This is a genomic window from Pseudomonas sp. AC016 (genome assembly GCF_979253365.1).
Genome location: NZ_CEEDCC010000001.1, coordinates 4,435,664 through 4,449,125, shown reverse-complemented (window position 1 = coordinate 4,449,125; position 13,462 = coordinate 4,435,664). Strand labels below are relative to the sequence as shown.

General features: G+C 58.3%; 17 protein-coding genes. 10 read left to right on the top strand and 7 right to left on the bottom strand.

Annotated elements, in window-relative coordinates; genetic code table 11:
- Positions 1-18: 18 nt before the first annotated feature.
- Positions 19-1,038 carry a Leu/Phe/Val dehydrogenase gene (locus AC0IXS_RS20070; RefSeq protein WP_122574105.1) on the bottom strand — a complete coding sequence of 340 codons (1,020 nt, stop codon included), beginning with the start codon at positions 1,036-1,038 and terminating at the stop codon, positions 19-21.
- A 163-nt stretch (positions 1,039-1,201) separates the two neighbouring features.
- On the opposite strand from AC0IXS_RS20070, the gene AC0IXS_RS20065 reads away from it, so the two are divergent.
- A complete protein-coding gene (locus tag AC0IXS_RS20065; RefSeq protein WP_057411135.1) occupies positions 1,202-2,005 on the top strand; it encodes a SirB1 family protein in 804 nt (267 codons plus the stop codon).
- A 214-nt stretch (positions 2,006-2,219) separates the two neighbouring features.
- On the opposite strand, the gene AC0IXS_RS20060 is transcribed toward AC0IXS_RS20065, so the two are convergent.
- From AC0IXS_RS20060 to AC0IXS_RS20050, 3 genes are all read right to left on the bottom strand, one after another.
- Positions 2,220-2,777 carry a hypothetical protein gene (locus tag AC0IXS_RS20060; protein ID WP_004885114.1) on the bottom strand — a complete coding sequence of 186 codons (558 nt, stop codon included), beginning with the start codon at positions 2,775-2,777 and terminating at the stop codon, positions 2,220-2,222.
- A gap of 242 nt (positions 2,778-3,019) precedes the next feature.
- On the bottom strand, positions 3,020-3,931 hold the full coding sequence (locus tag AC0IXS_RS20055; RefSeq protein WP_320470436.1) for an SDR family oxidoreductase: 912 nt from the start codon (positions 3,929-3,931) through the stop codon (positions 3,020-3,022).
- Positions 3,932-4,043: 112 nt separating this feature from the next.
- A complete protein-coding gene (locus AC0IXS_RS20050; RefSeq protein WP_057411137.1) occupies positions 4,044-4,496 on the bottom strand; it encodes a flavodoxin in 453 nt (150 codons plus the stop codon).
- A 145-nt stretch (positions 4,497-4,641) separates the two neighbouring features.
- On the opposite strand from AC0IXS_RS20050, the gene AC0IXS_RS20045 reads away from it, so the two are divergent.
- Positions 4,642-5,097, top strand: coding sequence for a PAS domain-containing protein (locus AC0IXS_RS20045; protein WP_004885117.1), 456 nt, complete (start codon positions 4,642-4,644; stop codon positions 5,095-5,097).
- 77 nt (positions 5,098-5,174) lie between these two features.
- Positions 5,175-5,780: a hypothetical protein gene (locus AC0IXS_RS20040; RefSeq protein WP_004885118.1), complete on the top strand. Its 606-nt coding sequence runs from the start codon at positions 5,175-5,177 to the stop codon at positions 5,778-5,780.
- A gap of 27 nt (positions 5,781-5,807) precedes the next feature.
- On the opposite strand, the gene AC0IXS_RS20035 is transcribed toward AC0IXS_RS20040, so the two are convergent.
- Positions 5,808-6,770, bottom strand: a complete 963-nt coding sequence (locus AC0IXS_RS20035) for a MerR family transcriptional regulator (protein WP_191957970.1) — start codon at positions 6,768-6,770, stop codon at positions 5,808-5,810.
- A gap of 235 nt (positions 6,771-7,005) precedes the next feature.
- On the opposite strand from AC0IXS_RS20035, the gene AC0IXS_RS20030 reads away from it, so the two are divergent.
- The 6 genes from AC0IXS_RS20030 (at position 7,006) to AC0IXS_RS20005 (ending at position 10,162) form a co-directional block, all read left to right on the top strand.
- Positions 7,006-7,566, top strand: a complete 561-nt coding sequence (locus AC0IXS_RS20030) for a putative antibiotic biosynthesis monooxygenase (protein WP_122436503.1) — start codon at positions 7,006-7,008, stop codon at positions 7,564-7,566.
- A gap of 254 nt (positions 7,567-7,820) precedes the next feature.
- Positions 7,821-8,531, top strand: a complete 711-nt coding sequence (folM, locus tag AC0IXS_RS20025) for a dihydromonapterin reductase (RefSeq protein WP_471825507.1) — start codon at positions 7,821-7,823, stop codon at positions 8,529-8,531.
- A 21-nt stretch (positions 8,532-8,552) separates the two neighbouring features.
- The gene (gene folE, locus AC0IXS_RS20020) at positions 8,553-9,113 is read left to right on the top strand and encodes a GTP cyclohydrolase I FolE (RefSeq protein WP_004885122.1); all 561 of its coding nucleotides are present in this window, start codon (positions 8,553-8,555) and stop codon (positions 9,111-9,113) included.
- Between the two features lie 2 nt (positions 9,114-9,115).
- Positions 9,116-9,487, top strand: a complete 372-nt coding sequence (gene folX / locus AC0IXS_RS20015) for a dihydroneopterin triphosphate 2'-epimerase (RefSeq protein ID WP_004885123.1) — start codon at positions 9,116-9,118, stop codon at positions 9,485-9,487.
- 44 nt (positions 9,488-9,531) lie between these two features.
- Positions 9,532-9,828, top strand: a complete 297-nt coding sequence (locus AC0IXS_RS20010) for a DUF1244 domain-containing protein (RefSeq protein WP_471825505.1) — start codon at positions 9,532-9,534, stop codon at positions 9,826-9,828.
- Positions 9,821-10,162, top strand: coding sequence for a HopJ type III effector protein (locus AC0IXS_RS20005; protein ID WP_057411139.1), 342 nt, complete (start codon positions 9,821-9,823; stop codon positions 10,160-10,162). The genes AC0IXS_RS20010 and AC0IXS_RS20005 overlap by 8 nt, the downstream gene beginning before the upstream one ends.
- A gap of 452 nt (positions 10,163-10,614) precedes the next feature.
- On the opposite strand, the gene trxB is transcribed toward AC0IXS_RS20005, so the two are convergent.
- Together trxB and AC0IXS_RS19995 are read right to left on the bottom strand one after the other, a co-directional pair.
- A complete protein-coding gene (gene trxB / locus AC0IXS_RS20000; protein WP_004885126.1) occupies positions 10,615-11,577 on the bottom strand; it encodes a thioredoxin-disulfide reductase in 963 nt (320 codons plus the stop codon).
- Positions 11,578-11,709: 132 nt separating this feature from the next.
- Positions 11,710-12,309: a peroxiredoxin gene (locus AC0IXS_RS19995; protein ID WP_004885127.1), complete on the bottom strand. Its 600-nt coding sequence runs from the start codon at positions 12,307-12,309 to the stop codon at positions 11,710-11,712.
- A 287-nt stretch (positions 12,310-12,596) separates the two neighbouring features.
- Here AC0IXS_RS19995 and cysZ point away from each other — a divergent pair, with 287 nt between their 5' ends.
- On the top strand, positions 12,597-13,358 hold the full coding sequence (cysZ, locus tag AC0IXS_RS19990; protein ID WP_057411140.1) for a sulfate transporter CysZ: 762 nt from the start codon (positions 12,597-12,599) through the stop codon (positions 13,356-13,358).
- Positions 13,359-13,462 lie beyond the last annotated feature (104 nt).

Genomic DNA, 13,462 nt, shown 5'->3' with positions numbered 1-13,462 from the left:
CCCGGGCCGTGGGAGGCATCACTCATTCAACAACCGCTCTGCCAATGCATCGGCAATGCGGGCCGGTGAGCGTTTTTCTGCCTGCGAGTGAGCGAAGACTTCGGTCAGTCGCATCCCGATGCGGGAAAGATGGCGATCAATCGTGCCCTGCTCTTCGCCGTTGTGTTTCAGCGCAACGTAAATCAGCCCTCCCGAATTGATGACGTAATCCGGTGCATACAGAATACCCCGGGCTTCCAGCTGGTCAGCCACCTGAAGGCTGGTCAACTGGTTGTTCGCCGCACCCGCGACGGCTGCACAACGCAACTGCGCAACGCTCTTGCAGTTCAATACATGCCCCAGACCGCATGGAGCAAGAATGTCGCACGGCGTACTCAGCAGCGCTTCGCACGCAATGGGGTGCGCATCGAGTTGCGTCATTGCCCGTTGCACCTTATCGCTGTCCAGATCGCTCACCAGCAATTCGGCTCCAGCGGCATGCAGCAGAGCGGCCAGCGGATAGCCCACATGACCCAGCCCCTGAATCGCAACGCGCAACCCTTCCAGATTATCGCTGCCCAGACGCGCCATGGCCGTGGCCCGAATGCCGGTGAACATGCCCATCGCTGTGCTGATCGACGGGTCGCCTGCGTCGCTGGTGCTGGTGACATGCCGGGTGCTGAGCGCTACACAGTCCATGTCGGCACTGGACGTGCCGCTGTCGACAGCGGTGATGTAACGGCCTTGAAGGGTCTCGACAAAGCGCCCAAAGGCTTCGAACAATGCTGGCCGTTCGACGCGCTGCGCGGCTCGCATGATCACCGCCTTGCCGCCCCCGGTCGGCAGACCGGCGAGGGCCGCCTTGTAGCTCATGCTTCTTGCCAATTGAATGGCATCTTCTATCGCGCTCTCTTCGTCTGGATAGGTCAGGTAGCGGCATCCGCCCAGCGCAGGTCCCAGGCGGCTGCTGTGAATGGCGATAACGGCTTTCAATCCTGCATCCGGATCGCACACCAGATGCAGCGCCTCGGCACGTGACTGTTGCATGAGAGCGAACATGCGGTGTGCTCCCCCTTCTTATGTCAGGCGAGTATAGGCGCTGGCCCGGAAAAACAATCGACCGCTCAGGCAGATACAAGCGGTGCTGGACGAAATACGTCGGCAGGGCTAAAAGGAATCAGAACAGCACGCTTTTACCCAATCTGTCAGCACGGAGGGGTCGATGACTCCACGTCAGCATTGCCTGGACTGCCTGCAACGCACACCGCCTTCGGTCTTCGAAGCCGCGTTGTGGGTGTCGACCGAACATGACGCGCACTTCCCCCGTCACGAACTCATGGCCGAGATCGATATGTTGCAGCACCAAATTGACGCGGCATTGCCGGTGGCTCCAGCCTGCGAGCTGGCCCAGTTGCTCTTGCGCCAGCTCAGCGCCCTGGGCTTTCAACAGGATGACTGGAACCCGCCAAGGCCCGACTCGGCGTTGCTGCACAAGGTGGTGCAGCGTCGTCGCGGTCAGCCACTGGGGCTCGCGCTGGTGGCCATGGAGATTGCAAGACGGCTGGATATCGCGCTGGAAGGTGTCAACTTCCCCGGACACTTCCTGCTGCGAGTGCCAGGCGCGGATCACCTGCTGGACCCTTGTGGCGGCCGCAGGCTGTACCCGAAGGATTGCCGCGAGCTGCTGGTGCGTCAGTTCGGACCCACCATGCAACTGCAGGCCATGCACATGATGCGGGCCACGCCCGTGAACATGCTGCAGCGGCTGTCGCGCAACCTGAGGCATCTGCACATCATCAATGATGACCTGATCGCGGCCCTCAAGGATGCGGACCGGATCGTCGAACTGGGCCAGGCTACGAGCAGCGATCACATGGCTCGCGCCAGCCTTTATCAGTCACTGGAATGTCCGCAGGCCGAGCGCTTCGATCTACAGCATGCCTTGCTGCTCAGTGACGACCCTATACAACGCCTCAAGCTTGCTGAACGCCTGAGTCAGTTGCCGTCTCACCGAAGTGTGCATTGACCGCCTGCCTGACATACGCCGAGGCCTGCGTATTGTTACCGCTCGGGTAACGCTGCATATCCTGTCCGAGGATGTTTCAAACGCGTCAGGGACGCTAACCTTCTCGCCCTTGAAGTCGTTGTTTTTCAGCTCCCCTGAATCAACTTCCATTAACCGCTGCACAGTTTGCTGTGCGGCGGTTTTTTTTTGCGCAGCTTATTATCTGGCCGCACGGTCACCCTTTTATATAATGCTTGCTCTGTTTGGAGCCTTCCTTTTCCAACGCTTCAAACTTGCGCATGTCATAACTGTCGCCGGACTGGGCAAACGCCGCGAGGTTTTGGATAATATGAATGGTTCGAATGTAATCCGGTAATAGCAGTTTGGCGTAGGGGTCCCCCCAAGCGGACTTTTCTTTCATGTCCACAATACGGCCGGCGAAGAATTCCAGTGCATTGATTTCCCTGTCCGGATTAAGCACATTACCTTTATTGTCAAACTCGTCACCGGCGCGGCTCATGAGTTCGGCTGTGTGATTATCGATAAAACCGGCTTTGAACAGCACCATCCCCGCTCTGCTCAAGTCCTTGGGGGTGATCTGCTCCGGGTTGAAGTCCTTGAACATCGGCTTCATCTTGCGTTTTTCCATCGCTAACGAGTTGAGCGCAAGCGCATTTTCCCCGACCTCTCGCAGCACCTGACTGATCTGAACCTTGGGCGCTTTGATAACGGCGCGCGCTTCGGGCATTTTAACGGTGAAAGGTGGCAAATCACCCCAGATGGATCCGGCCATGGGCTACTCCGATAATGAATACGTTCAACCGTCATATCGGAGTGAAAAGGTATTTATTGATAGAGACTCAAAAATCCGTACCAAACTTACAACTGCACCGGACAATTCTTACAGAGAACGGTAACTAATCCTCAACTTCAAACTATGGACTTACAAACAATCAACTTTAGAGAAATAAAAAACGGCATCACAGGGCCGAGAAAATAGCTCTGCCCTGCGTGTGAACAAGCTGAATACGGGCGTCACCTCACATATTTCTGCAGATTGGCCATCATCTCTTTCAACGCGTCGATGTTATCCGAGGGATGCGCCGCGTCGTCGAAATTGCCGATGGTTTGCCAGTGTTCGGCGACATCCTCAGGGCTGAAGCCCGCATGCGGATCGAAGCAGGCGCCCAGGCTGCGTTCCCAGCGAACCTTGCCGATCCAGCCGCCCCCCACTTCGAACAGGCTGCCGCTTTCCTGGCAACGGTCACTGCCCAGGTACACCACCAGCGGGCTGACCAGCTCGGGCTTGAGCAGCTCGAATACGTTGGCCGGTATCAGGCCCTCGGTCATGCGTGTGCCGCCGGTTGGCGCGATGGCGTTGACCAGGATGCCGTTCTTGTGGCCTTCCAGTGCCAGCGTGCGGGTCAGACCGTACAGCCCGAGCTTGGCCATCCCGTAATTGGACTGGCCGAAGTTGCCGTAGATACCCGAGGTCGAAGAGGTGAAGATCACCCGACCGAAATTCTGCTCACGCAAGTGCGGCCAGGCGGCATGCGTGACTTTGTAGGCGCCTTCCACGTGAACCCGGTAAACCAGATCCCAGTCGGCATCCTCCATTTTGGCGAAGGACTTGTCGCGCAGAATACCGGCATTGTTGACCACAACATCGATGCGGCCGAAAGCATCGAGGGCGTGCTGCACAATGTGGCCGCCGTCGGTCACCGAGTCGTGATTGGCGACCGCCGTGCCTCCTGCTTCGCGGATTTCTGCCACCACACGGTCGGCCGCGGAGGCGTTGGCACCCTCGCCCTGCGCCGATCCGCCCAGATCATTGACCACCACTCGAGCACCGTGTTTCGCGAACAGCAGCGCGTGCGCACGCCCAAGGCCTCCGCCCGCTCCCGTCACGATGACTACCTTGTCTTCAAAACGCACGGATTCGCTCATAGCTGGCTCCACTGTCAAAGGGACGTAATCCACTGAGTGTTGACCAGCAGGACGCCGTCCACAATGAATACAGCCGCTGCTGAATGGTGCTCAATAACGCAGCGGGATGGATTCAGCCCAAGTGCTTGATGAAATCAGCCAGCCAGGGCTCGGCATCGCTCTCGGGCGTAACGCTTTCGCTGGCATCCAGTTGCAGCATGGCCTGCACTTCGCTGACGCCCAACTCGGCAAACAACTCACGCAACTGCTCACCACCGGCGCAGAACGTATCACCGTAACTCGCGTCACCCAGGCCGATGACACCGCCGGGCAAGCCGCGCAGCGCAGCAGGCAATTGGTCCCGCAATTGGGAGTAGATCGGCATGATATTGTCTGGCAGCTCGCCCATGCCGGTGGTCGAGGTTACGGCCAGCAAGACTTGTGGCTCGAAGGCCAACAGCTCAGGCAGGGTGATGCGAGGGTTGAGCAGCGTTTCGTGACCTGCTGCGCGCAGCAGCCCGCCTGCATGCCGGGCCACTTCTTCGGCCGATCCGTAGACCGAACCGCACACAATCGCGATTCTCATGACTCATCCTCTGGCAGCTTGAAAAAGGGCGACAGTATGCCCCAGAGGCCTTTGGTATTTCAGCCCCGGCGAGTGACACGACTCGCACTGAAGCGACGACAGGCCCTAGAATGCGATGGTGAAATCTGCTCGGGAATGCCAGGTGATGATCAACGCAAAATTGCTGCAACTGGTCATAGATGCGTCGACCGACGGTATTGTCGTGGCCGAGCAGGAAGGCGACGACAACATCCTCATCTATGCCAACAAGGGTTTTGCCGCCCTGACCGGCTACAGCGTGGAAGAAGTGCTGTATCAGGATTGCCGGTTTCTACAGGCCACCGACCGTCAGCAGGAAGCACTCGAGGCCATTCAGAAAGCCATACGCAGTGGCCAGGCATGCCGTCAGATACTGCGTAACTATCGCAAGGACGGCAGCACGTTCTGGAACGAGTTGTCGATCACGCCGGTGCGCAACGAAGCCAACCAGCTCATGTATTACATCGGGATTCAAAAAGATGTCACCGTTCAGGTCCAGAATGAGCAACGGATCAAAGAACTTGTGGACCAGTTGGCAGAGGCCAAGGCAGAAATTGAAGCATTGAAATCGGGAAATAGCTGAAAATACGACGAACGGCAGGAACGCTGTGCAGATCAAAGGGTCTTCTTCATCAATTGCCTGTTAGTTCGAGTCTCCTCATGCAACCTGATTCCCTCCTGACGCAAGCTGAGCTGGATTTTATCCAGAGCATGCATCGCAACCCCAAACTGAACGTGCGTGACAGCACGCGCAGTCTGTTGGTCAATGGCGGCGTACAGATTCAGGATTTGCTGACCCGGCTGGCAGCTCACGAGCAGGTCACGATCCACGCCCAGTTCGAAAACCAGCAGATGAATTTCCCGCTGCACCTGGTCGAAGACGAATTCCACGCCCTGCACCTTGAACTGGGTGCGCCCAGCATCTTCGAAGAAGGTCCGCAGATTCGTCCCTGGCGTCTGGTCCTGGAAGAGCCGGTGCCCCTGGAGACTGAAAAAGGCTCGCTGACGTCGCTGTGGGTTCACGAGCTGTCGTTCAAGGGCGTGCTGCTCGAGAGCAGAAAGCAGGGCAAGCTGCCCAAGCACTTTGCCGCCTGGTTCAATCCGGTGGGACAAGCGCCTATCGCCATGCGCGGCAAGCTTGAACGACTGAAGGACAACAATCTGGGTGCCTACCGCCTGAGTCAGCACAGCAAGGAAGATTCGGAGCGCCTGCGTCAATACATCCTGCAGGAACATCGGCGCATGCACCCTTCCCTGCATCAGTGACGCTTGGTCGTTACCCGGGACACGCTGTCAGCTGTCCATCTGCCCCGCCAGAAACTGCTTGAGCAAACGATTCATCGAACGACCATCACTGCCAAGGCAGGCGATGGGAGATCCGGCAAGCCCCTCCTGAACGAAGTGCGACACTTCCCCGGCAAGCAGTACCGGGCATTCGAGCGTCAATGCCAGTCTGTTCAGACGCTTTGGCAGATCGGCGGTAGATGACGTGTTGGAAAACAGCACCAGCGCCAGAGGCCCGACCCGTTCGCAGACCAGACTCAGCTCGTCAAAAGGCTGACCGATAGCCAACACTCTAATGGCGACCTCCGCACTCCCCATGAACAATCCTGCAACCGACAACTCAAGCTCCCGGTCCTGAGAAGACAGAGCAGCCAGCACCACCACGCCCTTTGCCGGATCGTTGGCCAGTTGCAGCCGCTGCAGCACCCTGCCGCGCAGAAAGGTATCGAAGAACAACCCTTCGCTGGTATGCCCGAACGTATCCTGATTGAGCATCACCTCCCGCCACAGCGGCATCAGAATGTCTTCGAACACCACCACGAGTGAATAGGTCGAGAAAATCTGCCCGTAGAGTTGCTCCAGGCGACGCTCGTCGAACATGCCGATAGCCTGCCTCAACTGACTCTGCCACTGCGTCCAGTCCGCTCGGGACAGCGGATTCTCCGACGGTGACGACTGACTGCGGGTACTTTCGCTGCGGGCCAGGATCTTGCCGATCTTGCTGACAGCCACGCCCCGCTCTATCCAGTCGAGAATGCTGCGTACGGTTTCGATGTCGGACTGCGAATACAGCCGATGCCCACTCTCGGTACGCGTTGGCTGAATCAAGCCGTACCGACGCTCCCATGCGCGCAGCGTGACCGGGTTGACGCCGGTCAGACGGGCAACCTCGCGAATCGGATAAAGCTCTTGTTGCCTGAGGTCCTGGTCGGGATCTTTCCGGACAAGGGGGTGATCAATGGGTTGGGTCATGCCGGGTTATCACTTGTATTTGTGCGACGCATTGTAAACAGCGCCGTCGAACGGTCTATAGCTCCGGGCGTCAGAAATTGAGGCTAGCGAGCGACTACAAAGTTCTACTTGTTTTAAACGGATTCAGGAATAATCCTTGCTTGCTTCTGAGTGAAGCTGACGCGGCCCACCACCCCGGCGCCGCGCCATGTGACCTCCCTACCCGGGAATCTCACGCCTCTACCGGAGATACACAATGTCTACCTCACCCGTCACCTTGATGGTTGCACGCCGTGTCGCCCATGGCCGCTATCAGGAAATGATGGCCTGGCTGCACGAAGGCGAACAACTGGCCACCGACTTTCCCGGCTATCTGGGTTCCGGCGTACTCGCTCCGCCGCCTGGCGATGACGAATTCCAGATCATTTTCCGCTTTACCGACGAGCAGACCATGCACGCCTGGGAGCATTCTGCGTCCCGACGCTCCTGGCTGGTGCGCGGCAGCGGTCTGTTCGCGCAACCCTCGGAACATCGTGTGAGCGGCATAGACGGCTGGTTCGGCGCTGCAGATCAACGCCCGCCGCGTTGGAAACAGGCGGTTGCCATCTGGCTGGCATTCTTTCCGGTCTCGCTGATTTTCAACTTTCTGCTGGGTCCGCTGCTTAATCATCTCGACCTGCTGCCACGCATCATGATCAGCACTGCAATCCTCACGCCGCTGATGGTCTATCTGTTCATACCGCTGTCCACACGCCTTTTGGCACCCTGGCTACAGACTTCGCCAACCGCAGCGTCACGCCGAACCCACTCCGCGTAGCCTCAATCATACGCAACAAGACCTGTACAGAATCAGCGCCTTGGTACAGGTCTTGATCAAGAACTGCTTCGCAGACCTTTGGTATTTTGCACCGTCTAGACGGCGCTATGCCCTCGCTCCCTCTGTTTTCATGATACTCAGGGTTGTACAAAAAAATTCTCTGGTATAACTTTGTTCACAGTCTGGTCAGCATTTGAAACATGCTGTTCTCCGGAGCCAACTGCCCTCCCACCGAACCGATACGTGAACTGCCGATGGAATTTTCTTCTGCACCGATCCTGATCACCGGCGCCAGTCAGCGAGTGGGCCTGCATTGTGCGCAGCGTCTGCTGGAGCAGGGACAACCTGTGATCGTCAGCTATCGCAGCGAGCGGCCGGGCATCGATGAGTTGCGCCGGGCCGGGGCTGTTGCTCTCAAGGGCGATTTCTCCAGCGAAGCAGGCATCATGACGTTTATTGAAGCGCTCAAAGATCACACGGTCAGCCTGCGTGCCATCGTGCACAACGCCTCAGAGTGGCTCGCTGAGACACCTGGCGACGAAGCCGAGCAGTTCAGCCGGATGTTCAACGTACACATGCTTGCGCCTTACCTCATCAACCTGCACTGCGCGCCGCTGCTGCACTCCAGCGAAGTGGCCGACATCGTTCACATCAGCGATGACGTCACTCGCAAGGGCAGCAGCAAGCACATCGCGTATTGCGCCAGCAAGGCAGGCCTGGAAAGCCTGACCCTGTCGTTTGCCGCGCGGCTCGCACCGCGCATCAAGGTCAACGGCATTGCTCCGGCATTGCTGATGTTTCAACCCACGGACGACGCAGCGTACCGCGCCAACGTCCTCGCCAAATCGGCGCTGGGCATAGAGCCGGGTGCAGAAGTGATCTACCAGAGCCTGCGTTACCTTCTGGACTCCACTTATGTCACCGGCACCACACTGACCGTAAACGGTGGACGGCACGTCAAGTAGGCCGCCCCGAGGATCAATCTGATGAGCTTATCCCTGCCACAGCATTATCGAGACATTCTGGTCGGCCTCGGTGAAGACCCGGAACGCGAAGGCCTTCTGGATACTCCCAAGCGTGCCGCCAAGGCGATGCAGTATCTGTGTCATGGTTACACCCAGAGCGTTGAAGAAATCGTCAACGGCGCCCTGTTTGCCTCCGACAACGACGAGATGGTCATTGTCCAGAACATTGAGTTGTATTCGCTGTGCGAGCATCACCTGCTGCCGTTCATCGGCAAGGCGCACGTTGCGTACATTCCGACCGGCAAGGTACTGGGTCTGTCGAAGATCGCCCGCATTGTCGACATGTTCGCACGACGCCTGCAGATCCAGGAAAACCTGACCCGCCAGATCGCCGAAGCGATTCAGGAAGTGACCGGAGCTTCCGGCGTCGCCGTGGTGATCGAAGCCAAGCACATGTGCATGATGATGCGCGGCGTCGAAAAGCAGAACTCGACCATGAACACGTCGGTCATGCTGGGTGCATTCCGCGAGTCCAGCACGACGCGCATGGAGTTTCTGCAATTGATCGCAAGGAGCAAATAACCATGGCCCGACTGGAACCCGGAACCGCGCGCATTCGCGTCAAGGACCTGCGACTGCGCACGTTCATCGGTATCAATGAAGACGAGATCCTCAACAAGCAGGATGTACTGATCAACCTGACGATTCTGTATGTCGCTCAGGAAGCGGTGCGCGACAACGACATCGAGCACGCGCTCAACTACCGCACCATCACCAAGGCAATCATTCAGCATGTCGAAGGCAATCGCTTCGCGCTGCTTGAGCGGTTGACCCAGGAAGTGCTGGATCTGGTCATGAGCCATCAGGCGGTGACCTACGCCGAAGTGGAAGTCGACAAGCCGCACGCGCTGCGTTTTGCCGAATCCGTCTCGATCACGCTCGCCGGTCAACGCTGAAACTCTTATCATGACGTCACTTTACTGACCGAAAAGAGCCCGTCATGACCGAGCAAGAACGCCTCGAACTCGAAGCCGCCGCCTTTCGCCGACTGGTGGCGCATCTGGACAGCCGCAAGGACGTCCAGAACATCGACCTGATGAACCTGTCCGGCTTCTGCCGCAACTGCCTGTCCAAATGGTACAAGGCTGCGGCCGACGAGAAACACATCGACATCAGCCTCGATGACGCCCGCGAAGTGGTCTACGGCATGCCGTACAGCGAGTGGAAAGCTCACTACCAGAAAGAAGCCAGCCCCGAGCAACAGGCTGCCTTCACCAAGGAACCCAAGCATGACTGACCTGAACTCCCTGCGCACCCGCCTGCGCAGCGGCGAACACGCCTTTGCCGACACCCTCGCCTTCATCGCCGAAACCTACGACTACCAACCACAGGCGTTCCGTAACGGTGATGTCGACAACGCTGCCGGTCAGAACGAAGGCTCGTGCAAAACCCTGGGCATGGCTCTGCTGGAAGGCCTGAGCGGTGAAGAGGCACTGCTGGCGTTCGGCGAACACTACCGTTCCGTGCAGGCCACACCCGATGGCAGCGACCACGGCAATATTCGTGCGCTGATCAAGCATGGTCTGGCGGGCGTGAAGTTCGAAGGCGAGCCGCTCAAGCGCAAGGGTTGAAGTACGGCGGGGGTCTGTCTCCCCGCACGCTGCCTCTTATCAAACAACACGTAATCGGCTGGATGAACACGTTTTTGTGGGAGTCACCACCACGTCTAGACGTAGCGCTGTCGCGCAGCAAACCAGGTGGTAGCGGACTTGTCCGCGAAAAGGCCAGTACATCCGACGAATATTCATCGGCTGAACTACAGCATTCGCGGACAAGTCCGCTCCCACAAAAACGCGTTTCTTCAGTGGGTTGCAGGTTGTTTGATAAGAGCGGACTTGTCCGCGAAAAGGCCAGTCATCCAACGCATATACAGTGACTGGAATACTGCATTCGCGGACAAACGGAACGCCGCTCGGTCCGCTCCCACGAGGTCCGGTGTCTGCTGCGCGACAGCGCCTTGTCAGAGATAAAGCCACAAAAAAAACCGGCACAAGGCCGGTTTTTTCATGTCTGCAGAACGCAATCAGAACGAGGCGTTGGCCAGGCCGTCCAGATAACGCTCAACGTCCAGTGCAGCCATGCAGCCTGCGCCAGCCGAGGTGATTGCCTGACGGTACACGTGGTCGGCCACGTCGCCCGCTGCGAACACACCCTCGACGCTGGTGGCAGTTGCGTTGCCTTCACGGCCACCCTGCACAACCATGTAGCCGTCTTTCAACGCCAACTGACCGTCGAACAGCGAGGTGTTCGGCGTGTGGCCGATGGCGATGAACACGCCGTCGACTTTCAGCTCGTCGCTGCTGCCGTCGTTGTTTTTCAGGCGGGCACCGGTCACGCCCATGTTGTCACCCAGCACTTCGTCCAGCGTTGCGTTGAGCTTGAGCTCGATCTTGCCTTCGGCGACGCGTGCATGCAGCTTGTCGATCAGGATCTTCTCGGCGCGAAACGTCTCACGACGGTGAACCAGCGTCACCTTGCTCGCGATGTTGGCCAGATAAAGCGCCTCTTCAACAGCGGTGTTACCGCCACCGACAACCGCCACTTCGCGGTTGCGATAGAAGAAACCGTCGCATGTAGCACAGGCAGACACGCCCTTGCCCATGAACGCTTCTTCCGAGGGCAGACCCAGGTAACGAGCACTGGCACCGGTTGCGATGATCAACGCGTCGCAGGTGTAGGTTGCGCTGTCGCCCTGCAGACTGAACGGCTTGCCTGCCAGATCGACCGAGTTGATGTGATCGAACACGATCTCTGTCTCGAAGCGCTCGGCGTGCTCGCGCATGCGCTCCATCAATACTGGTCCGGTCAGGCCATGCGGGTCGCCCGGCCAGTTATCGACTTCAGTGGTCGTGGTCAGCTGACCGCCAGCCTGCATGCCGGTGATGAGCAGAGGCTTGAGGTTGGCGCGCGCGGCATACACCGCAGCGCTGTAACCGGCAGGGCCGGAACCGAGAATGATCACTCGGGAATGACGTACGTCTGACATGACACACTCCTATCGACCGGCCGTTTACGCCGCGGTCGGAACGGCTGGATAAGTAAGGATGGCCGAAACCGCTCGGCCGTCCTGAGAGTTCTGATGCGGCGACCTGACGCTGAGCCAGGCCACCGCCATCGATTACAGGCTCTTGGCGTTGGAAGCCAGGTAATCGGCGACGCCCTGAGCGTCGGCCTTCATGCCTTTCTGGCCCGGACGCCAGCCTGCAGGGCAGACTTCGCCATGCTCCTCTGTGAACTGCAGCGCTTCGACCAGACGCACCATGTCGTCCACGTCACGGCCCAGCGGCAGGTTGTTCACCACCTGGTGCTGGACAACGCCAGCCTTGTCGATCAGGAACGAGGCGCGCAGTGCAACGCCGTCGTCGTGTTCGATGCCATAGGCGCGAGTAATCTCGTGCTTGACGTCGGCCACCATGGTGAACTCGACCTCGCCAATGCCGCCTTTTTCTACCGGAGTGCTGCGCCACGCGAAGTGGGTGAATTGCGAATCGATGGAAACGCCAACCACTTCAACACCCAGCTCGCGAAACTTGGCGATGCGGTTGTTGTGGGCAATGATTTCCGAAGGGCAGACAAAGGTGAAATCCAGAGGCCAGAAGAACAAGACCACGTACTTGCCGCGCAGGGAGGATAGTTTGAAGCTGTCGACGATGGAACCATCACCCAATACTGCTGCTGCGTCGAAATCCGGGGCTGACTTGTTTACCAGTACGCTCATTGATGACTCCATGAAAATTGTAAGGACAGGTCCTGAAATTGGTGACAAGCCTATCGGGGTGGCAGAGAGTAAGGAAATATCGTTTCACAATCCACCTTATAGGCCGCTTCTATACAACCCAGAGGCCATTCTGATCCTGTGTCTGTGGCGATGTTCATATTATCCCTCTCAAAGGCGACGGATCGACCGCAAGCAGGATCAGCCCTGCCAGACCGGCTTCAAGCCTCCTCTTTCAAGGCCATCGCAAAGCCGGTAAGGTCACGCCTTTCAAGCTTTCGGAGGCTGCCATGCCTGCTCCTGCCCTTACCGGCCCGCAATACCTCAAGGAAGGCCTGAAACTGGTCCTGAGCCCTGGATTGCGCCTGTTCGTCCTGCTGCCGTTGAGCATCAATCTGGTGCTGTTCTGCGGCGTGATCTACCTGGCGATACACCAGTTCGAACTCTGGGTCGACGCGTTCATGCCCACGCTTCCCCACTGGCTGAGCTTTCTCACCTACATCCTCTGGCCACTGTTCGTCGCGCTGGTGCTGCTGATGGTGTTCTTCACCTTCACCATGGTCGCCAACATCATTGCTGCGCCGTTCAACGGCTTTTTGTCAGAGAAGGTCGAAGCCGTGGTGCGCGGCGTGGATGAATCCCCGGACTTCAGCTGGGCCGAGCTGGTTGCCTTGGTACCCCGCACGTTGGCCCGCGAAGCCCGCAAACTGGGCTACATGCTGCCGCGCATGCTCGGGCTGTTCATCCTTTCATTCATACCGGTGGCCAACATCATCGCCGCCCCGCTGTGGCTGCTGTTCGGCGTGTGGATGATGGCCATCCAGTACATCGACTACCCGGCCGACAACCACAAGCTGGGCTGGAACGAGATGCTTGCCTGGCTCAAGTCCAAACGCTGGCAGAGCCTGAGTTTCGGCGGCATCGTGTATCTGGCGCTGCTGATTCCGGTGGTCAACATTCTTATGATGCCGGCAGCAGTGGCCGGGGCGACGTTGTTCTGGGTGCGTGAGCGCGGGGCGGATGCCTTGCCGAGCCGGGTTACCGGTGCCTGATGAACAGGGACATGCTGCCGGAAGCCCCGCTTCCGGCAGCCCTGTAAAAAAATCACTGCGTGTAATTATCTACAACTCGCGCAATGCAAAAGGCATGTCTAATA

What these genes read in the sequence shown, in the direction of transcription:
- AC0IXS_RS20070 (WP_122574105.1), bottom strand. Translation starts at nt 1,038, where the DNA reads ATGTTCGCTCTCATGCAACAGTCACGTGCCGAGGCGCTGCATCTGGTG.
- AC0IXS_RS20065 (WP_057411135.1), top strand. Translation starts at nt 1,202, where the DNA reads ATGACTCCACGTCAGCATTGCCTGGACTGCCTGCAACGCACACCGCCT.
- AC0IXS_RS20060 (WP_004885114.1), bottom strand. Translation starts at nt 2,777, where the DNA reads ATGGCCGGATCCATCTGGGGTGATTTGCCACCTTTCACCGTTAAAATG.
- AC0IXS_RS20055 (WP_320470436.1), bottom strand. Translation starts at nt 3,931, where the DNA reads ATGAGCGAATCCGTGCGTTTTGAAGACAAGGTAGTCATCGTGACGGGA.
- AC0IXS_RS20050 (WP_057411137.1), bottom strand. Translation starts at nt 4,496, where the DNA reads ATGAGAATCGCGATTGTGTGCGGTTCGGTCTACGGATCGGCCGAAGAA.
- AC0IXS_RS20045 (WP_004885117.1), top strand. Translation starts at nt 4,642, where the DNA reads ATGATCAACGCAAAATTGCTGCAACTGGTCATAGATGCGTCGACCGAC.
- AC0IXS_RS20040 (WP_004885118.1), top strand. Translation starts at nt 5,175, where the DNA reads ATGCAACCTGATTCCCTCCTGACGCAAGCTGAGCTGGATTTTATCCAG.
- AC0IXS_RS20035 (WP_191957970.1), bottom strand. Translation starts at nt 6,770, where the DNA reads ATGACCCAACCCATTGATCACCCCCTTGTCCGGAAAGATCCCGACCAG.
- AC0IXS_RS20030 (WP_122436503.1), top strand. Translation starts at nt 7,006, where the DNA reads ATGTCTACCTCACCCGTCACCTTGATGGTTGCACGCCGTGTCGCCCAT.
- folM (WP_471825507.1), top strand. Translation starts at nt 7,821, where the DNA reads ATGGAATTTTCTTCTGCACCGATCCTGATCACCGGCGCCAGTCAGCGA.
- folE (WP_004885122.1), top strand. Translation starts at nt 8,553, where the DNA reads ATGAGCTTATCCCTGCCACAGCATTATCGAGACATTCTGGTCGGCCTC.
- folX (WP_004885123.1), top strand. Translation starts at nt 9,116, where the DNA reads ATGGCCCGACTGGAACCCGGAACCGCGCGCATTCGCGTCAAGGACCTG.
- AC0IXS_RS20010 (WP_471825505.1), top strand. Translation starts at nt 9,532, where the DNA reads ATGACCGAGCAAGAACGCCTCGAACTCGAAGCCGCCGCCTTTCGCCGA.
- AC0IXS_RS20005 (WP_057411139.1), top strand. Translation starts at nt 9,821, where the DNA reads ATGACTGACCTGAACTCCCTGCGCACCCGCCTGCGCAGCGGCGAACAC.
- trxB (WP_004885126.1), bottom strand. Translation starts at nt 11,577, where the DNA reads ATGTCAGACGTACGTCATTCCCGAGTGATCATTCTCGGTTCCGGCCCT.
- AC0IXS_RS19995 (WP_004885127.1), bottom strand. Translation starts at nt 12,309, where the DNA reads ATGAGCGTACTGGTAAACAAGTCAGCCCCGGATTTCGACGCAGCAGCA.
- cysZ (WP_057411140.1), top strand. Translation starts at nt 12,597, where the DNA reads ATGCCTGCTCCTGCCCTTACCGGCCCGCAATACCTCAAGGAAGGCCTG.